This is a genomic window from Kitasatospora sp. NPDC058184, assembly GCF_042883725.1.
Taxonomy (GTDB): domain Bacteria; phylum Actinomycetota; class Actinomycetes; order Streptomycetales; family Streptomycetaceae; genus Kitasatospora.
In genome coordinates, this window is the sequence record NZ_JBHVVE010000018.1 from 108,168 (window position 1) to 126,866 (window position 18,699).

The following is an 18,699-nucleotide window of genomic DNA, read 5'->3' on the forward strand; positions in this document are numbered from 1 at the left end:
GGTGACGCTGGCCGGGGTCAGTGCGGCCCGTCGGCGCAGCTCGGCGCGGTGCAGCTTGCCGGTCGCGGTGCGCGGCAGCTCGGGCACGAACTCGACCGCCCGCGGGTACTTGTAGGGCGCGATGGCGCGCTTGACGTGCTCCTGGAGCGCGCGGGCCGTCTCCGGCCCGGCCGGTACGCCCGCGCGCAGCACCACGTACGCCTTGACCACCGCGCCGCGCCGCTCGTCCGGCGCGCCGACCACCGCGCAGTCGGCCACGTCGGGGTGGGCGGCGAGCGCCTGTTCCACCTCGGGCCCGGCGATGTTGTAGCCGGAGGAGACGATCATGTCGTCGTTGCGGGCCCGGAACCAGAAGTAGCCGTCGCGGTCCCGGACGTAGGTGTCGCCGGTGAGGTTCCAGCCGCCGCGGACGTAGTCCAGCTGGCGCTCGTCGTCCAGGTAGCGGCAGCCGGTCGGGCCCTTGACGGCGAGCATCCCGGGCTCGCCGTCCGGCACCGGGCGGCCCTGCCCGTCCAGGACCGCGGCCCGGAAGCCGGGGACGGGCCGGCCGGTGGAGCCGGGGCGGATGTCCCGGCCGGCGGCCGAGACGAACACGTGCAGCAGCTCGGTGGCGCCGATGCCGTCGATCAGCCGCTGTCCGGTGGCCGTGTGGAAGGCCTGCCAGACGGCGGCGGGCAGCGGCTCGCCCGCCGAGACGCAGTGCCGCACCCCGGCCAGCCGGTCGGCCAGCCCGGCGGCCAGGATCGCCCGGTAGGCGGTCGGCGCGGTGAACAGCACGCTCACCCGGTGCCGGCGGACCTGTTCGGCGAGCTGCTCGGGGGTGGCCTGCTCCAGCAGCAGGCCGGCGGCGCCCGCCCGCAGCGGGAAGACCAGCAGGCCGCCGAGGCCGAAGGTGAAGCCGAGCGGCGGGGTGCCGGTGAAGAGGTCCTCGGGGGTGGGGCGGAGCAGGTGGCGGGAGAAGGTGTCGGCGATGGCGAGCACGTCGCGGTGGAAGTGCAGGGTGGCCTTGGGGCGGCCGGTGGTGCCGGAGGTGAAGGCGATCAGCGCGACGTCGTCGGCGGCGGTCGGGACGGCGGGGAAGCCGGCGGGCTTGGCGGCGCAGCGGGCGGTGAGGTCCTCGGGGCCGGGGCCGCCGTAGGGGAGAACCCGCAGCCCGGGGGTCCGGGCCCGGTCCAGCTCGTCGAGGAAGCGGTGGTCGCACAGGGCGAGGGAGGGCCGGGCGATGCCGGTGAGCTCGGTCAGCTCGGCGGCGCGCAGCAGCGGCATGGTGGTGACGGCCACCCCGCCGGCCTTCAGGACGCCGAGCCAACAGGCGGCCAGCCAGGGGGTGTTGGGGCCGCGCAGCAGGACCCGGTTGCCGGGGACGAGGCCGAGGTCCTCGGTCAGCAGGCGGGCGATCCGGTCTGCGTGGCCGCGCAGTTCGCCGTAGGTCCAGCTCCCGGTGGGGGTGAGCAGGCAGCGGCGGTCCGGGCCGAGGCGTTCGATGGTGTCGTCGAGTAGGGCGGCGGCGCAGTTCAGGCGGTCGGGGTAGGCCAACTCCGGGAGTTCGAAGAGGAGTTCTGGCCACTGCTCGAAGGGCGGGAGGTGGTCTCGACAGAACGTGTCCACGTGCGCCGAGGGTGAGAGCTCCATGGGCGGGCACCTCGTTGTGCGAGCGGGGAGTGAGGCCCAGTATGGCGCTTCGGTGACGCCAGTCAAGAGAGCGATACACGCATTCGGGGGACGGCCCTGGTGGCGCTCCCCCCGGCGCCTACGGTGCTCCCTGGCTCCTGGTCCCCGTTGTCGCCCGGCTCCCCGCCGGGCTCCCCGCTCGGGTCCGCGGTCCGGGACGGCCGGCAGCCGGCGGTCCCGGAGCGCCTCGACGGGACCGGACCGTCAGCTGCTCGCGCCGTCCGCGGCGGCATCGGGCGTGCGGCCCTCCTGCGCCTGCCGGGCACGCTCGGCGACCAGCTCGGCGAGGCCGGTGAACGCGGGCCCGGTGAGCTGGTCGCCCGACCCCTCCTCGCGCACGACGAGCAGCACGCTGCCGACCCTGGCCAGTGCCACCGCCGACGAGGAGCCCTGGACGCGGACGGCGCTCTGGTCGCCGATCCGCGGGACGGCCGCCGCCGGTTCGGTGCCGGCGGTCCGGTCGAGCGTGTGGTCGAAGGCGCGGGCGGCGGCCTCGGGGGAGGCGAAGGAGGCCACGCCGAACTCCACGGTCTGCGCCGAGGCCGAACCGAAGGTCACGGTGGCGGAGGCGAGTTGAAGGTCGCAGGAGTCCGGGAGCAGGCACGGCAGCCCGCCGCCCCGGGCGGTCCCCGCCGTCGGCTCCCGCCGCACCTGCCAGCCGCCCGGCAGCGCCCGCGCGTCGGGCAGCACCGCCCGGACCAGCGCCGGGTCGTTCAGCGGCGGTGCGGCGTGCGCCAGGCCGGGCCCGCCCGGCTTCAGCAGCGGACGCGAGCCCAGGTGGATGCCGATCGCGACCAGCGCGGCGATCAGCACCAGGGCGAGCGCCACCACGATGCCGGTGCCGCTCCGCCGGGCGGCGAGCGTCCGGGCGCGGGCGGCCCCCGGGTCGAGCCGCAACTGGACGGTGGCCGGGTTCGCCGGCGGCGGCGTGGACGGTGGTCCGACCCGCAGTTGTACGGTGCCGGGCTCGCTCCGCAGCTGGACGGTCGGCGGGTCGGCCGGTTTCCCGAGCCCGGTGGTGGCGAGGTACCGCGCGAACGCCGGGTCCGCGGCCAGCAGGTGGTCGACGGCGGCGGTCAGCAGCGCCCGTGCCCGCGCGTCCCCCGGGCTCGCCTCCGCCGCCGTCAGCGCCCGGGCCCCCTCCGGCACCGTCCGCAACCGCGCCCGGACGACCTCCGCCACCGCCCGGTGCGGCCCGTCGCCCAGCAGCGCCGCCACCGCATCCGGTGCCAAGCCCCGGCCGTCCCCCATGGCAACTCCCCTTGCCGCACGAGTGGTTGCCCCCACGATCCCGGACCGGGGCCCGGTTCGTACCCATGCCGAACCGAACGGAGACGCGACTGAGACGCGATCCGGACGTAGCCGGGCGCGGCCCGGCGGCCGACCCGCGCCGTGGGCGGGGGTGTCAGCGCAGGTCGAAGACCAGGCGGGCGGAGACCTTGCCGCTCAGGACCTCGTCGAAGCAGGCGTTCACGTCCTCCAGCCGGCGGGTCTCGCGGATCACCCGGGTGCGGCCGAGGGCGTGCAGGCGGAAGACCTCGGCGAGGTCCTCGCGGGTGCCGACGATCGAGCCGATCACCTTGGTGCCGTTCAGCACCGTCTCGAAGACCGGGAGTTCGAGCCTGCCCTCGGCCGGGAGGGCGACCAGGACGAGGGTGCCGCCGCGGCGCAGGGCGCCGTAGGCCGCCTGGAAGGAGGCGTTGCTGACGGCGAGGGCGATCGAGGCGTGGGCGCCGCCCAGGGCCTGGACCTCGGCCGCGACGTCCTGGGTGCGGGCGTCCAGGACGTGGTCGGCGCCGAGCTCGCGGGCGAGGGCGAGCTTGTCGTCGGTGACGTCGACGGCGATGGTCTCGGCGCCGAAGATCCGGGCGTACTGGAGGGCCAGGTGGCCGAGCCCGCCGATGCCGGAGACCAGCACCCGGGTGCCGGGCCGGGCGTCCGAGACCTTGAGCGCCTTGTAGGTGGTGACACCCGCGCAGGACAGCGGGGCGGCGTCCAGCGGGTCGATGCCGTCCGGGACGGGGACGACGTAGTCGCCGTGCGCGAGCGCGTACTCGGCGTAGGCGCCGTCCACCGAGTAGCCGCTGTTGTGCTGCTGGAGGCAGAGCGTCTCCCAGCCGGAGACGCAGTGGTCGCAGCGCCCGCAGGCGTCCGCGAGCCAGGGGATGGCGACCCGTTCGCCCACCCGGACGTGCCGGACCTGGTCGCCGGCCGCCTCGACGATGCCGACGCCCTCGTGCCCGGGGACGAACGGCGGGCTGGGCTTGACCGGCCAGTCGCCGTGGGCGGCGTGGATGTCGGTGTGGCAGAGGCCGGAGGCCTCGATCCGGACCCGGACCTGGTGCGCGGCGGGCTTCGGTAGGGGGCGGTCCTCGACGGCCAGCGGTGCGGTGAAGTCGTGGACGACGGCGGCCTTCATGCGCTTCTCCCTCGGGCGTACGGACGGGTGCTGCCGGCGGCCGCGCGCGCGGGCGCAGCCGCCACCAGCTTCACCCGATGGGGTGATCTTCGCCGTCCGGACTAGGCCAAAAGAGTGGGCATGGGGCCAGGTATCCCCGCAGGTCAGCGCACCGGCATCGACATGTAGACGGCGCGTCGTCCGTAGGACGCGGGGACCGCCACCTCCCGGTGCGCGCGGTAGCCGAGCAGCCGCAGCAGGATGTCCGCCCCGCGCACCGCGACCATCGAGATCCGCTCGAAGCCCAGCTCCTCCGCCCGCTCCCGGAAGTGCCGGATGAACCCCAGCGCGACCTCCCGGCCGCGCAGGTCCTCGGCGATCACCAGGTCGTGCACGTGCAGGTTGCCCGACTCGTGCACCGCGTCCTCCGCCCGGGCGAGGTCCGGGCAGCGCAGCGGCGGGTACGGCAGGCTCAGCAGGTAGCCGCGGACCGTGCCGCCCTGCTCCAGCACGAAGCAGGTCTCCGGCGAGCCGAGGGCGCGGGACTGCAGCGCCTCCCGGCCCTCCGACAGGCCGTCGGCCGCGTAGGCGTCGTACTCCAGCGCGACCACGGCGTCCCAGTCGCCGTCGGCCAGGAGCCGGATCCGGAGGTCCTCGCCCACTAGGCCGGAACCTCCGAGGCGCCGAGCCCCTCGGCGCGGGAGGCGGCCACCAGTGCCGCCCAGGCCTCCACCAGCACCGCCCAGCGCTCGGCGTCCGCCCGCGCCTCGTCCAGCAGCTGCTGCCGCCGCTCGGCCACCACGTCCGCGAGCTCGGCGTACTTGCCGCCCAGCTTGCGGTAGGAGCGGTCCAGGACGTCCAGGCAGTGCTCGTTCCCGGCCCGGTCCCAGTCGACGCTGCCGCGCACCAGGTCGAGGAGCGGCTCGACCTTCAGCCCGTGCCGCTCGTCCAGCAGCCCGCGGCCGAGGTCGATCATGCCGCCGTAGACCGGGTACAGGTACAGCATCGAGAGCAGGAACTTGACGAACCGCAGCTGGTAGTTGACGAAGCCGGAGCCGGTGCGGCGCTCGGGCGTGTAGTAGTTGACGATGTGGCGGTTGTGGACGACGCCGGGCAGCCGGGAGTGGACCATGGCGTGCAGCAGGGCGTAGTCGCTGCCGATCGTCTCGATCGAGGGCAGCAGCGGCAGCACCTCGTAGGCCCGGTGGTCCAGGGCGATGTTGCACATGTAGACGTCCCAGATGTCGGGCACGCCGAGGACGGACTCGTCGGTGGTGAACGGCTCGGAGCCGGCGCCCTTGAAGGAGACGTCCACCATCGCGTCCTGCTCCTCCTCCGACCACACCGGCGGGGTCCACAGGCGCACCACCTCGCGGTAGACGGCCGGGTCCAGCTCGTGGATCTCGCTGATGTCCACGTTGAGTTCGCCGATGAAGGAGCCGCTGACCAGCATCACAGGCTTGTCCGCGTCGGCCGGGTCGAGCTCGGAGCGGGACACGACGGCCGCCGCCTCGCCGGCCGGCCGGCCGATCGAGAGCAGCTCGTGGTGGATCGGGAAGACCTTCCGGCCGTCGACGACCTGGAAGTCGGCGTCGTCGTTGCGCAGGTGCGCCGAGGTGCAGCCCAGGGCGGCCGCGCCGAGGAAGAGCCGGTTGACGCAGGAGCCGTACGCGACGGCCGGCGGCAGCATCATGTCGAGCAGCAGTTCGGGGTCGGCGGCGCCGGAGCGCTCGGCCACCCGGCGCAGGAACTCCCGCTGCCGCGCCTCGCCGAGGTGGTGGACGACCACGCCGGGGGTGGGCTCCAGCGCGGCCACGGCGCCCGCGTTCTCCGCGAAGGCGACGGCGTCGGTGGTGTCGAGGACGAGCAGGTGCACCTCGACCCCGAAGGTCGCGACGGCGTAGGCCGCCTCCTCGGCGAGTTCCGCGATGGTGTCGGGGCAGGACCGCATGGTGGGCAGGGCGAGGCAGACTCTTTGCATGGTGCGGGTTTCTCCATCGGATCGTCAGATTCGGTGCAGTGATTGCCAGTTGAGCGCACAGGGGGACCCCGGACGGCGGCTCGGGCCGGTCTGCCGGACCACCGTGGACTAGACCACTTGTGAAGTCAACGATTGACAGCGGCGCCCCGGCGGGGTGGAATGCGCCCCCTTCCGTGCGACCGGCCGTCCCCGCACGGGCGCCCGAATCGCACGCGAGGACGAAGAGCCCTCGCTGAGTCGAACGGCCGGACGGGTACGGGGGGTTCATTGCCGGGGTTTTGCGCCGTCGGGGTCAATCCGTGAGCCCTGCCTGCCGATACCGGAGGTGATGCCCTCACGCCGTTCGGAGGAGCCCACGATGCCCGAACTGTGGCTGCCCGGTGCCGAGATCCACGACCTCGGCGACCACGCGCCGACCGATCAGCAGTACCCGCCGAAGGCCATCGCCCACATCACCTGGGACCGCAACGCGACCGCCGCCGCGCCGCAGGACTGGTGCTCCTACGAGGACCTGGTCGGCTACTTCACCGGCAGCGGCGCCGGCGACGCGCCGCACCTGGTCTGGGACCCGTTCAGCGGCCGCACGGCGCAGCTGTTCCCGGCCGACTCCCGCTCGAAGAGCCTGCTCAGCCCCAGCCAGAGCCCCACCCGCACCAACCGGGCCGGGCGGGTGGTGATCCAGATCGAGGCGGTGTTCTTCCCCTACTGCCGCTACCAGGGCGCCGTCTACCCGCGCCTGGTCGACACCCCGTGCGCGGGCTGGGACCGGATCCACGCCTGGATCTCCTCCTGGGGCGTGCCGGACATCTGGCCGATGGGCCGGCCGACCGACTTCTCCGGCCACCGCGACGAGCGGACCTGGGAGGCCCTCGGCGGCTGGTACGCGCACGCCCACGTGCCGTACAACGACCACACCGACCCCGGCTCCTGGCCCGACCTCACGGCCGGGCCCGGCTCCCCGGGCATCCCGCCCCAGCAGCAGCCGGTGCCCCCGGTCACGACCGCCCGCTACCAGGTCAGCATCAACGGCCTGCCGTACGGCTACGGCGCCCAGGGCTACCAGGTGACGGTGGTCGGGCGGGCGCTGGTCGCGCACGGCTTCGGCGACCACTACCGCTCCGGCCCCGGCCCGAACTGGACGGACGCGGACACCGAGAACTACGCGGACTACCAGGGGAGTCTGGGCTACGCCGGGCAGGCGGCGGACGGCGTCCCGGGGGAGAGCTCGCTGCGCCGGCTGCTCGGCTACCTGCCCGGGCAGCGGACGGTCTCGGTGTCCCACGTGGTCGCGGCCGCCGGGACCGACCCGGGGGCAGCCCAGGGGCACCTGACGTACGGGTCCGAGGTGGCCATCGTGGAGCAGGCGCTCGCGGACGAGGGGCTGCTCGACCAGCGGTGGGTGGACGGCTCGTTCGGCACCCGGACGGTCTCCGCGTACGCGGCCTGGCAGCGGCGCTGCGGGTACCAGGCGGGGGCGGCGGACGGGATCCCCGGCCAGGCCTCGCTGCAGCAGCTGGGCGCGGCGCAGGGGTTCGCGGTGACCGACTGAGGCCGGCTCCGGGGGAGAGGGACTCGGCCGGGGCTGTTCCCCGCTGTTCCGTGCTGCTCCTCGGGGAGGAGCGCTCCGGCTGTCGCCCGGTGCGTGTACTCGCCGGGGAGTAGGCGAGGTTACTTCCACCGTCAGATGCCCGATGAGGATCGGACGGGAGAGCCTGGGGCCGTCCTCGTGGCCCCGACTCGAAGGAGGTACCCCGTGCGCTCGCCCACCGGCGCCGTCACGGCGTCCGAACCGGCGTCCGGTGTCAGGCGGCGGTCCGCGGGCCGCCGCCTGACACCGGCGGCGCGCAAACGCCTGGTCGTCCTGCACATCACCGCCTCGGTGAGCTGGCTGGCGCTGATGCTCTGCCTGCTCACCCTGGCGGTGACGGCGCTGACGGCCGTGGGCGCCGGCGACGCCGACCGGCTGCGCACCGCCTACCGGGCGATGGGCCTGCTCGGCGACGTGCTGATCCTGCCGCTGAGCCTGCTGACCTTCCTGAGCGGGGTGGCGCTCGGGCTCGGCACCTCCTGGGGGCTGTTCCGGTACTACTGGGTGAGTACCAAGTTCTGGCTGACGCTGGGGGCGATGGCGGCCTCCGTCTTCGCGCTCAGTGACCGGCTGCACGACGCGGTGCGGGTGGTGGACGCGCACCCGACCGGCCCGATCACGGCGGCGGACCTCGGCTTCGTCCGGTACAACACGGTGATCGTCCCGGCGGTGGCGCTGTCGCTCTACCTGTTCACCGTGGTCCTGTCGGTGTACAAGCCCTGGGGCCGCCGGAAGACCAAGGCCGGTGCCGCGGAGGCGGACGCCCGCCGGGGCCGAATACCCGGGGCGGGCGCCTGACCGGCCGGCCGTCGGCCTCCGGCCCCGGCACCGGGCCGCCTGGGGAATGCCCGCGCGGAGGGAGGGCGTTGTGCACCGACGTGACCAGCGCCGCGCCCACGACCAGGATCTCCGTGCTCGACCGCTCCCGGACCAGACAGGGTGAGGAGCCGGCCCGGGCACTGCGGGACACGGTGGCCTTCGCCCGCGAGGCGGAGCGGCTCGGCTACCACCGGTTCTGGGTCTCCGAGCACCACGGCGTGCCGGGGGTGGCCGGGTCGGCGCCCACCGTGCTCGCCGCGGCGGTGGCGGCGGCCACTTCCCGGATCCGGGTCGGCACCGGCGGGGTGATGCTGCCCAACCATCAGCCGCTGGTGGTGGCCGAGCAGTTCGGGGTGCTGGCCGCGCTGTTCCCGGGGCGGATCGACATGGGGCTCGGGCGCTCGTTGGGCTTCACCGACGGCGTCCGGCGGGCGCTCGGGCGCGAGAAGGGCGCAGCGGACGAGTTCGGTGCCCAGCTGGCCGAACTGCTCGGCTACTTCGACGGCTCGCAGCAGGCGCACCGTGGGGTCCACGCCCGGCCGGCCGAGGGCCTGCACGTCCCGGCCTTCGTCCTGGCCACCGGTGCGGGCGCCGACCTGGCCGCCGACGCCGGGCTGCCGCTGGTGATCGCCGCCCCGCACGGGGAGGACCGGATGCTCGCGGCGATCGACCGCTACCGCGACCGGTTCCGCCCCTCGGCGCACGCCGCCGAGCCGTACGTGGTGGTCTCGGGCACGGTGGCGGTCGCCGAGACGGCCGAGCGGGCGCGCGAGCTGCTCGTCCCGGAAGCCTGGTCCGGCGCGTACTCCCGTACCCACGGCGAGTTCCCGCCCCTGGCCCCGGCGGCGGAGATCCTCGCCCGGGAGATGACCGTCCGGGAGCGGGCCGCGTACGAGCAGTCGCTCAAGGGCCACATCGCGGGCACCCCGGAGCAGGCCGCCGCCGAGCTGCTGGCGCTGGTGGAGCGCAGCGGGGCGGACGAGTTCCTGGTCACCACCAGTACCTACGACCGCGCCGCGCTGCTGGACTCCTACCGGCTCCTCGCCGAGGCCGTCGGCCGGGCCTGAGCGGGCCGGGCCCGAGTGGGCCCGGAGGAGGCGGAGCCGTCACCGGGCCGGGCCGCGGCGGGCGCCCGGCGCTCGCCGCTCCCCTCCCGCTGCCCGGCGCTACCGCTCAGCCCCCGTCGACCTCGGTCGTCCCGAGCCGCGCGTACACCTCCGGCCGGCGGGCCCGCAGCCGCAGCGCGATCCCGACGCCGGTCAGGAACACCACCGGCACGATCGCGACCAGCGGCCAGTTGACCTCCGGGCCGGCGCCGGTGAACAGGTCGAGCCGCCACACCACCAGCGCGGTGGCCCCGCACAGCAGCACGGTGGCGGCCAGCGGCGCCACGACCGTACGGAACGCCCCGGCGCTCGCGGCGGCCGCCCGGTTGCGGCGGAAGAAGGCGAACACGGCCAGACCGGCCAGCGCCTGGAGCACCAGGATCCCGACCACCCCGGGGGAGTTCGCCCAGAGGAAGAACTGGTTGTACGGGTCCGCCCCGATCAGCGCGGCCACCCCGACGGCCACCGCCGCCACCACCGACTGCACGATGCCGCCGATCCACGGCGAACCGTGCCGCGGGTGGACCCGGCCCAGCACGGCCGGGGCTGCCTGCTCGGTGGCCAGCGCGTAGCCGTACCGGGTGATGGTGTTGTGGAAGGCGAGCAGCGCCGCGAGCAGGCTGGTGACGATCAGCACCCGCTGCACGTCCGTCGCCCAGCCGCCGACGTAGTCGGTCATCGCGGTGAAGAACATCCCGGCCGGGTCGGCGGTGGCGGTCGCGACGGCCCCGGTGTCGCCGAAGGCCTGCACGATCATCCAGGTGACGAAGGTGTAGAAGAGGCCGAGGAAGACGATCGCGGCGTAGGTCGCGCGCGGCACGGTCCGCTGCGGCTGCCGGGCCTCCTCACGGTAGATCGCGGTCGCCTCGAAGCCGATGAAGGCGGCGAAGGAGAGGCCGAGCACCCCGCCCATCCCGCCGGAGAACACGTGCTCCGGGGCGAACGAGGACAGGCTCAGCCCGTGCGCCCCGCCCTTGACCAGCACCGCCACCGCGAGCACCAGCAGGATGCCGGTCTCGGCGATCAGCAGCGCCCCGAGCACCTTGGCCCCGAGGTCTATCGAGCGGAAGCCGAGGAACCAGACCACCGCGACCCCGAGCAGCGCCCAGACCGGCCAGGGCAGGTCCAGCCCGAGCAGGTCCTCGGCCGTGGTGTGGGCGAAGAACCCGAAGGCGCCGAACATGCCGATCTGGATCGCGTTGTACGAGAGCACCGCGAGCAGTGCCGCGCCCAGCCCGGCCGCCCGGCCGAGGCCGCGGGTGACGTAGGCGTAGAAGGCGCCGGCGTTGCGGATGTGCGCGGTCATGGTGGTGAAGCCGACCGCGAAGAGCGCCAGCACCACGCCGGTGGCCAGGTAGGCGACCGGCGCGCCGATGCCGCCGAAGGAGATGGCGAACGGCGCCACGCCGGCCATCACGGTCAGCGGCGCGGCGGCGGCCACGACGAAGAAGACGATGTCGCCGGTGCCGAGCACCCCGCGCTCCAGCCCGCCGGGGGTGCCGGGGGAGGCGGCGGAGGTGGGGGCGGAAGGGGCGCCGGGGTCGGGGGGACGGAGTGCGGCGGCGGAGGCCGCGTCGGAGGGCAGGGTCATGGGGGAGCTCTCCTGGGGTCGTGGGTACGAGGGTAGGGCGGTCGGCGGCGCGGACGCGTCGGCCGCCGACCGGGGAACGAGACACGGACGCCGTGGGGGACGGCCGGGACCGGTCGGGAAGTCCGTCCGGGCGGGGCGGCCGGTCGGCCAGGACGTCTCAGCGCGTCGAGCCGCAGCCGGACAAGCCGGACAAGCCGCAGCCGGACCAGCGGGACAAGCCGGACAGCCGTCCGGCCGGGGCGCGCCTCAGCGCGTCGAGCGGTCGCCGCCGGGCGGCCCACCGTGGGTGCGCCGTCCGCCGAGCCAGGTGCCGGCCACCTCGATCGAGGCCAGCTCACCGGCCGGCACCGCGTACGGATCGGTGGCCAGGTGCACCAGGTCGGCCCGCAGGCCCGGCCGCAGCACGCCCCACTCGGCCTCCTCGAAGGCCTGGTGCGCCACGCCCGCCGAGTACGCCGCCAGCGCCTCGGTGAGCCCGATCCGCTCCTCGGGCAGCCAGCCGCCGTCCGGCAGCCCGTCCGGCGTCTGCCGGGTGACGGCGGTGGCCAGCCCGGCGAGCGGCTCGTAGCGGGTGACCGGCCAGTCGCTGCCGAAGGAGACCCGGGCGCCGCCGCGCAGCAGGGCGGCGATCTGGTACTGCCGGGAGCCGCGGTCCGGGCCGATCCGGGGCAGGGTGAGCTCGGTCATCAGCGGGTCGGTCTGCGCCCACAGCGGTTCGAAGTTGGCGATCACCCCGAGTTCGGCGAACCGCGGCAGGTCGTCCGGGTGGACCAGCTGGACGTGCGCGATCACCGGCCGGCGGGCGCGCGGCCCGTTGCGGCGGGCGGCGGCCTCGACGGCGTCCAGCGCGATCCGTACGCCGTGGTCGCCGATCGCGTGGATGTGCGGCTGGAAGCCCAGCGCGTCCACGGCGGTGACGGCCTCCGCCAGCTCGGCGCCGGTCCAGTTGGCGACGCCGTGGGAGTGCGGGCAGTCGCTGTACGGCTCCAGCAGCGCGGCCGTCCCGGACTCGATGACGCCGTCGGCGAAGAACTTGACCGCCCGCGCGCTGAGCCGCCCGCGCCCGGCGGCCTCGACCCGGTCGCGGTCGGCGGCCAGGCGGGGGAGCCGCTCGTGCCAGCCGTCCGGTTCGAGCAGCAGGGCGAGTCCGGCCCGGACCGGCAGGTCCTCCTCGGCGACGGCCGCCAGCCAGGTGTCCACCTGCGCGGGTTCGACCCAGGCGTCCTGGAGCCAGGTGAGTCCGGCGGCGGCGAGCGCGGCGGTGGTCTCCCGCAGCGCGGCGACCTGTTCGGCCAGTGGCCGCGGCGGGACGAGCGCGAGGACGGGGTTGAGCGCGCCGAACTCGCGCAGGGTGCCGAGCGGGCTGCCGTCCGGCCGTCGGACGATCTCGCCGCCGACCGGCTGGGGCGTGTCCGGCCCGTACCCGGCCCGGCGCAGCGCCTCGCTGTTGGCCCAGCCGGTGTGGTGGTCCATGGTGCGCAGCAGTACCGGCCGGTCGGGTACGGCGGCGTCGAGCAGCCGGGCGTCGAACAGCCCGCCCTCGGCCAGTGACGGATCCACGGCGTCGCCGGTGATCCACTCGGCCTCGGGGTGGCGCCGCGCCCAGTCGCGGACGGCCGCCACGACCTGCTCCACGCTGGTGCAGTCGCGGACGGGCACGCCGCGCAGGCCGATGGCGCCGAGCAGCGGGTGGACGTGGCCGTCGCCGAAGGAGGGCAGCAGGGCGCCGCCGTCGAGGTCGACGGTGTCGGTGCCTTCGTCGCGCAGGGCGAGGGCGGCGTCGCCGAGGGCGGCGATCCGCCCCGCGCTGACGGCGAGGGCGTGGGTGCGGGGGAGGGCGGGGTCTCCGGTGTGGATCCGGCCGCCGGTGAAGATCGTTTCGGCACGCATACGGGGGTGTGCGTCCTCTCCGGGGCAGGGCGGGCCGACGGGTGCGCGGCCTGCCTAACCGAATGGGGTTCGGTTACCGTAGGCGCGGCACCGGCGGGTGCGGAAGGGTTTTACTGAAAGCCGTTCAATAACGCTTGGATAACGACGATCTTGGTCTGTCGGGGGCCGACGGGCCGCCCGGCGACCCCGAAGGTGAGGAACCGGGCATGCCCAGGCCGCGCACACCCCTGCTGGACCGGCAGCGCATCGTGGACACCGCGCTCCGGCTGGTCGACGAGGCGGGGGACCTCACCATCCCCGCGCTGGCCGGTGCGCTCAAGGTCAGCCCCTCCGCGCTCTACCACCACGTGGCCGGCCGGGCCGAGATCGTCGCCCTGATGCGCGCCGAGCTGGTGCGCACGATCGGCGAGCAGTCGATGTGGGACCAGCCCTGGGACGTCGCGCTGCGCACCTGGGCGCACGCCTACCGGGACGCCTTCGCCGAACACCCCGGCATCGTCCGGCTGCTCGCCACCGCGCCGCTTGCCGAATCGTTCATGCACGAGCTGTACGAGCGGGCCGTCGCCACCCTGGAGGACGCGGGCTTCGCCGCGCAGGACGTGATGGGCCTGATCACCGCCCTGGAGAGCTTCATCCTGGGCTCGGCGCTGGACCTGGTCGCCCCGGACGTCATGGTCGACGCCGTCGACCGCGCCGCCACCCCGCGGCTGGCCGACGCCCTGGACGCCGTCCCCGTCGGGCGCGAGCGCGCGGACCGGGCCTTCGGGCTCGGGCTCACCGCCCTGATCGGGGGCTACCGGGCGCTGCTGGGCTGACCGGCACCGGCCGGCCCGGCAGTGCCCGGCGGCTCCCCGGCCGCGATTTCTGACCAGGCGTGATGGCCTGCTAGTGTTCTTCCCGTCGAGAGGAAGTGACCTTCCGGGAAACGAATCTCGAACAGGCGTCAGCGGTGCTACCAGAGCACGCCCTACTTTCAGTAGGGAGAGTCCGTGCGATCCGGGCCTGGCGCTCCCATCGAAGGGGCTCGTTCCGTCCAACGGAACGAGCCCCTTCGGCGTGTTCGCGCCCCATGGGCTCGTCCTCTTATCGCACTTTCGATGGCGAAACCCTCCGGCACGGCCCGGTATCGGCCAAGGTCCCGTGCCAGGCGGCCGGTGAACGGCGCTCCAACCGCCCTGGCCCACCAGTGGCGTCACCTCCCCTCCCGGTCTGATGCATCGTCAATTCTTGGCCGGAACTGGCTGTTGCCGGTGTGAATATGCCATCGGAATGTTCGTCCGATGGAATCCGGCAGTAGCCTTCCGTGTCGAACTAGCCACTGCTGGTGGTGAACCGGTCGGCGCCGCGCTGCGTCCGGCCGCCCAGACCCCGCGAAGGAGCCGGTGTGCCCGGTATCGACGAATGCCTCTCCGGAGCGATGGCGATCCCCGGGGCCCGCGCCGCGAGCCTGGTCGACTGGAGCAGCGGGCTCGCCCTCGGCAGCCTCGGGGACAGCCCGACCGGAGAGCACGAAACCTCCGCCGCCGAGGCAACCGACCTGGTGCGGGCGGCCGTTGAGAGTCAGACCTTCACCGTGGCGGAGGACCGGCGGGCCCCGCTGGAGGACATCATCGTCACCGCCGGCCGCAGCTACCACCTGATCCGCTTCATCGACACCGTCTTCGACAACAGGCTCGTGCTGCACCTCTGGCTGGACCGCGCGGAGGGCAACCTCGCCGCCGCCCGCTTCCGCCTCCAGGCGCTCACCGACGAACTGGTGCTGGGGTGAGCGCGTGACCGCCGCGACCGGCACCGCGCCGCCGCCCTGGGCGGGGGCCGCCACCCCGAGGACCCCGGGCGAGGCGCTCGCCCTGCTCGCCGACCGTCGCGCCACCGGCGCCCTGCACGGACCGCTCGGCAGCCTCCACCTGGTCGACGGGCGGGTGGCCGCCGCCCAGTCCTCCCGGGCCCCCGGCCTGGCCGACCTGCTCATCGGCTGCGGCCGGATCACCCCCGAGGGCTGGGCGGAGCTGCTCCGGATCCACGGACCTCGGTCGAGGGTCGGCGAGGCGCTCGTCGAACGGCGGCTGCTCACCCGGGGAGAGCTCGAACTCGGCCACCTGGGAACGCTGTTCGATGCCTCGTTCTTCGTCCTCGCCGACCCGGGCGGCGGAGTCTGGCGGTTCGAGGCCGAGGCTCGGCACTGGCTCGGACCGGTCGCGGACGTCGATCCGGCCCGGATCCGTCGCGAGGTCGCACGCCGTCGGCAGCTGCTCGACGGGATCTGGCCGTGGGGGCAGCTCGACACCGCGCCCGTCCGCCCGGTCGAGCACGTCCGCCGAGCCTCCCACCGCCCGTCCGGTCGCCGGCGCCGCGAACTGCTGGACCACGCCGACGGCCGCAGGACCCCGGCCGACCTGGCCCGGCTGCTCGGCCGCTCCGGTTTCGGCGTGACGGCCGACGTCCGACGGCTCGCCGCCGCCGGGCTGCTGGACGCGCCGTTGCCAGCCGACGTACCGCGCCCGCCCGACGTGCCGACGGTGGCCCAGGTGCCCGAGGTGTCGCCAACGGCCGTACCGGCACCCGAAGTTCCCCCACCGGTCACGAGTGGACCGGCCGGAGGGCTGCACCGCAGGGTCCCCGGCGCCAGCCTCCGAGGTGCCGGACTCCCCGGAGCCCCGGTCACGGCCGACCCCGCCGCAGTCCGTACCGGCACCCCCGCCGGCGGCACCCCCGCCGGGACCGACACCGGGACCGACGCCGGGACCGACGCCCCCACGCGATCAGAACGCCCGCCCACCACGGCAGCGGCCCACCCGCTGACCGTCCCCGACCCGGACATCGCGCTGCTGACCCGGGTCCGAGACCTTCTGGAGGCCCGACTTTGACCCATTCCCCGCCCGCGACCCCGTCATTCCGGCCATGAGGCGGGCACTCAAGCAGCGTGTCGGAAGGAGACAACTGATCGCCTTGGAGACCGAGTTGCTCGCCGAACTGCGCGCCGTCAAACACCGCGTCCCGCACCTCGCGGGTGGTCTGGTCGCCAGCGTGGACGGCCTGTTGATCGCGCACGACACCCACGGCACCGAGCCCTCGGGTCTGGCCGCGATGACGGCGGCCTCGCTCTCGCTGGCCCAGCGGCTCGCCGACACCACCGGCCAGGGCGAGTTCCGCGAGTCGCTGGTGCGCGGCGAGAACGGCTACGTCGCCACCTACGCGGCCGGCGGCAGCTGCGTGCTGACGCTGCTGGCGCACCCCGACGTCAACGTCGGCCGGCTGCACCTGGAGGCCCGCCGCAGCGCGCAGCGCATCGCCGAGCTGCTCAACGACGCGCTCGTGCCCAAGGATCCGCGCGACGCGGGCTGACCGCGCCACCAGACCACCGCACCGCCTGAAACCGCACCGCCCGAAACCTAACCACCCACCAAAGAACGGGAGTTACCCAGATGACCGACGCAGCCGGCGCGCTCAAGCAGGCCATGACCAGCATCGAGGGCGCCATCGGCGCGGCCCTGGTGGACTACAACAGCGGCATGGCGCTGGCCACCCTCGACGGCCCCGGCGGCCTGGACCTCAACGTCGCCGCCGCCGGCAACACCGACGTGGTCCGCGCCAAGATGCGCACCATGGACATGCTCGGCCTCCAGGACGGGATCGAGGACATACTGATCACCCTGACCAGCCAGTACCACCTGATCCGCCCGCTCACCGGCCGTACCGGCAAGGGCCTGTTCCTCTACCTCGCGCTGGACAAGGCGCGCGCCAACCTCGCGATGGCCCGCCACCAGTTGGGCCGGATCGAGGCCGAGCTGGAGGTCTGACGCGGCGCCCCGAAGCGCCGCGCCGGCCCACCGCGCCCGACGTGCGAGGAAGCGGACGAGGCCCCGGCGGTGGCTCACGCCCCGCCGGGCTCCGTCCACCCGGCCTCACCCCTGCGGCAGGTCCGGCCCGACGCTCCGCCCGCGCACCAGCTCGACCGGTCCGCCCGCCCGTTCCCGGGCGGCCAGTGCGGCGGCCGTACGGTCCCAGGACGGGCCGGTCAGCAGCGTCCGCGCCTCGGCCGGATCGCAGAGCCGCCACTCGACCAGCTCGTCCTCCGGCAGCACGAGGGAGCCGAGCATCCGCTCAGTCACCGTGCCCCCGTCGAACACGTATACCAGGACGGCGGTGTCCCGGCCGGTCGCCGGGTCAGCCTCCGGGTCGGCCGCCGCACCCGGCTGCCAGTCCAGCGCCAGCAGTGGCCCCGGTTCCACGTCCCAGCCGAGCTCCTCGCGGATCTCCCGCCGGGCGGCCGCCCGGGGCATCTCCCGGTCCGCCTCGACCCCGCCGCCCGGCAGCGTCCAGTGCGGCACCTGCCCGAGCGGCCCGTCCCACGGCCGCAGCCGCACCAGCAGCACCCGGCCGGCGGCGTCGGTGAACAGTGCCCGCGCCTTGGTCCGGATGCGCGGCCGGGTGGCGTAGTAGGTCGCCCGGTCCATCGGCGGCTGCGAGGGTTCCGGCGGCTCCTCGGCGGACGGCGTCAGCCCCGGTGCGGCGGCCAGTCCGGCGTACTCGGGCACCGGCGCGTCGGCGGGCAACCGCGCGAGCGTGTGGCCGACCGGCCGGCTGTCCTCCAGCTCCAGCGGCCCGGTGTCGCGCGGTGCCCGCAGACAGGCCGTCACCCGGCGGGACAGCCGCGGTGGCAGGGCGTGTCCGGCCTGCTCCGCCGTCAGCCAGGTCCAGCCGCCGACCTCCGCCGTGTCCGGCCGGAACGCCGCCACCTGCTCCGCCGTCAGCGGCTCGGCCCAGTAGAGGTACACGACGATCGGCCGGTCGCCCTCGCGCAGCAGCGCCCAGTCCACGCCGGCCAGCGGCCCCAACCGGGGCGTGAACCCCAGCTCCTCCCGGATCTCCCGCAGGGCGGTCTCCCTCGGCGACCGGTCCGCCGGCTCCCACCCGCCGCCCGGGATCGCCACCGGATGCTTCCGGTCGTACGGCAGCCGCACCACCAGCAGCCGCCCCGCCCCGTCGGAGAACAGCACTCCCGCCGCCGCCATGACGTCCCGGCCCACCGCGCCCGAGCTCTCCACCCCGACTCCCTCCGTCACGCTCTCCCCGGACACGACAACCCGGGCCACCCCGATGGTTCCCGCCGAACGGCCCCGCCGATCCCGGCCGTGACCGGCACCGTCCCCGGTCGCGGGGGAGCGGCGGTGTCAGCGGTGGCCCAGGACGTTGACCACACGGCCGTTGGGGTCGCGGACGAAGAACCGCCGTACGCCCCACTCCTCGTCCTGCAAGGGGTGGACGATCTCCGCACCGTCGGCCAGCACGGCCGCGTAGGCCGCGTCCACGTCGTCCACCTCGACGCTCAGGTCGGGGGTGACCGGCGCGGTCCTGTCGCCGGTCATGAAGCTGACCTGCGCCGCCGGGCTGGACGGGGAGGCGAGCGTCATGATCCAGCCGTGGTTCATGACCTCCTCGAAGCCCAGCAGGCCGTAGAACTCCCGGCTCTCCTGCGCGGCCTCCGACCGGATGTTGGGCACGACACGGCGAACGGACATCGACGACTCCAGACAAGAACGGGAATGCCTCCGGGACCCTCCACAAGTACTACGCCACTCCCGCCGACGCGCGCACTTCCGCAACAGTCCCCGGTTCCACCGCCTTCGCCGTCCCCGCCACCCCGGCGCGCTC

16 protein-coding genes and 1 pseudogene are annotated in these 18,699 nt (G+C 74.7%); 8 read left to right on the forward strand and 9 right to left on the reverse strand.

Going from position 1 to position 18,699, the window contains the following annotated elements; translation table 11 throughout:
- Positions 1 to 24: 24 nt before the first annotated feature.
- The 5 genes and pseudogenes from ACFVXH_RS29645 to ACFVXH_RS29665 form a co-directional block, all read right to left on the reverse strand.
- Positions 25 to 1,632 (reverse strand): annotated as a pseudogene (locus ACFVXH_RS29645) (AMP-binding protein); the annotation flags it as partial.
- Between the two features lie 243 nt (positions 1,633 to 1,875).
- A complete protein-coding gene (locus tag ACFVXH_RS29650; RefSeq protein ID WP_387828799.1) occupies positions 1,876 to 2,904 on the reverse strand; it encodes a hypothetical protein in 1,029 nt (342 codons plus the stop codon).
- A gap of 172 nt (positions 2,905 to 3,076) precedes the next feature.
- On the reverse strand, positions 3,077 to 4,090 hold the full coding sequence (adhP, locus tag ACFVXH_RS29655) for an alcohol dehydrogenase AdhP (protein WP_074004513.1): 1,014 nt from the start codon (positions 4,088 to 4,090) through the stop codon (positions 3,077 to 3,079).
- Between the two features lie 143 nt (positions 4,091 to 4,233).
- Positions 4,234 to 4,731 (reverse strand): GNAT family N-acetyltransferase, encoded by a 498-nt coding sequence (locus ACFVXH_RS29660; RefSeq protein ID WP_049652045.1) that lies wholly within the window; start codon positions 4,729 to 4,731, stop codon positions 4,234 to 4,236.
- Complete coding sequence (locus ACFVXH_RS29665) at positions 4,731 to 6,050, reverse strand: DUF6271 family protein (protein WP_074004514.1); 1,320 nt, start codon at positions 6,048 to 6,050, stop codon at positions 4,731 to 4,733. The genes ACFVXH_RS29660 and ACFVXH_RS29665 overlap by 1 nt, the downstream gene beginning before the upstream one ends.
- A 358-nt stretch (positions 6,051 to 6,408) precedes the next feature.
- On the opposite strand from ACFVXH_RS29665, the gene ACFVXH_RS29670 reads away from it, so the two are divergent.
- The 3 genes from ACFVXH_RS29670 to ACFVXH_RS29680 all read left to right on the forward strand — a co-directional run bounded on the left by ACFVXH_RS29670 (position 6,409) and on the right by ACFVXH_RS29680 (position 9,524).
- The gene (locus tag ACFVXH_RS29670; protein ID WP_049652047.1) at positions 6,409 to 7,599 is read left to right on the forward strand and encodes a peptidoglycan-binding protein; all 1,191 of its coding nucleotides are present in this window, start codon (positions 6,409 to 6,411) and stop codon (positions 7,597 to 7,599) included.
- Between the two features lie 204 nt (positions 7,600 to 7,803).
- Positions 7,804 to 8,436: a DUF2269 domain-containing protein gene (locus tag ACFVXH_RS29675; protein ID WP_387828802.1), complete on the forward strand. Its 633-nt coding sequence runs from the start codon at positions 7,804 to 7,806 to the stop codon at positions 8,434 to 8,436.
- An 80-nt stretch (positions 8,437 to 8,516) separates the two neighbouring features.
- Positions 8,517 to 9,524, forward strand: coding sequence for an MsnO8 family LLM class oxidoreductase (locus ACFVXH_RS29680; protein WP_387828848.1), 1,008 nt, complete (start codon positions 8,517 to 8,519; stop codon positions 9,522 to 9,524).
- Between the two features lie 106 nt (positions 9,525 to 9,630).
- On the opposite strand, the gene ACFVXH_RS29685 is transcribed toward ACFVXH_RS29680, so the two are convergent.
- Entirely contained in the window at positions 9,631 to 11,154 is a 1,524-nt protein-coding gene (locus tag ACFVXH_RS29685) for an APC family permease (protein WP_387828804.1), read from the reverse strand.
- Positions 11,155 to 11,400: 246 nt separating this feature from the next.
- Entirely contained in the window at positions 11,401 to 13,044 is a 1,644-nt protein-coding gene (locus ACFVXH_RS29690; protein WP_380781992.1) for an amidohydrolase, read from the reverse strand.
- Positions 13,045 to 13,250: 206 nt separating this feature from the next.
- Between ACFVXH_RS29690 and ACFVXH_RS29695 the strand changes: the two genes are divergently transcribed.
- The 5 genes from ACFVXH_RS29695 (at position 13,251) to ACFVXH_RS29715 (ending at position 16,844) form a co-directional block, all read left to right on the forward strand.
- Positions 13,251 to 13,859, forward strand: coding sequence for a TetR/AcrR family transcriptional regulator C-terminal domain-containing protein (locus tag ACFVXH_RS29695; RefSeq protein ID WP_387828806.1), 609 nt, complete (start codon positions 13,251 to 13,253; stop codon positions 13,857 to 13,859).
- Between the two features lie 569 nt (positions 13,860 to 14,428).
- A complete protein-coding gene (locus ACFVXH_RS29700; protein ID WP_049652050.1) occupies positions 14,429 to 14,812 on the forward strand; it encodes a hypothetical protein in 384 nt (127 codons plus the stop codon).
- 4 nt (positions 14,813 to 14,816) lie between these two features.
- A complete protein-coding gene (locus ACFVXH_RS29705; protein ID WP_387828808.1) occupies positions 14,817 to 15,911 on the forward strand; it encodes a hypothetical protein in 1,095 nt (364 codons plus the stop codon).
- An 82-nt stretch (positions 15,912 to 15,993) separates the two neighbouring features.
- Entirely contained in the window at positions 15,994 to 16,389 is a 396-nt protein-coding gene (locus ACFVXH_RS29710; protein ID WP_310593218.1) for a roadblock/LC7 domain-containing protein, read from the forward strand.
- An 80-nt stretch (positions 16,390 to 16,469) separates the two neighbouring features.
- Positions 16,470 to 16,844, forward strand: coding sequence for a hypothetical protein (locus ACFVXH_RS29715; RefSeq protein WP_049652052.1), 375 nt, complete (start codon positions 16,470 to 16,472; stop codon positions 16,842 to 16,844).
- A gap of 105 nt (positions 16,845 to 16,949) precedes the next feature.
- Here ACFVXH_RS29715 and ACFVXH_RS29720 read toward each other — a convergent pair whose 3' ends face one another.
- Both ACFVXH_RS29720 and ACFVXH_RS29725 read right to left on the reverse strand, forming a co-directional pair.
- The gene (locus tag ACFVXH_RS29720) at positions 16,950 to 18,110 is read right to left on the reverse strand and encodes an NUDIX domain-containing protein (protein WP_387828811.1); all 1,161 of its coding nucleotides are present in this window, start codon (positions 18,108 to 18,110) and stop codon (positions 16,950 to 16,952) included.
- 108 nt (positions 18,111 to 18,218) lie between these two features.
- Positions 18,219 to 18,566: a VOC family protein gene (locus ACFVXH_RS29725; protein WP_117492302.1), complete on the reverse strand. Its 348-nt coding sequence runs from the start codon at positions 18,564 to 18,566 to the stop codon at positions 18,219 to 18,221.
- Positions 18,567 to 18,699 lie beyond the last annotated feature (133 nt).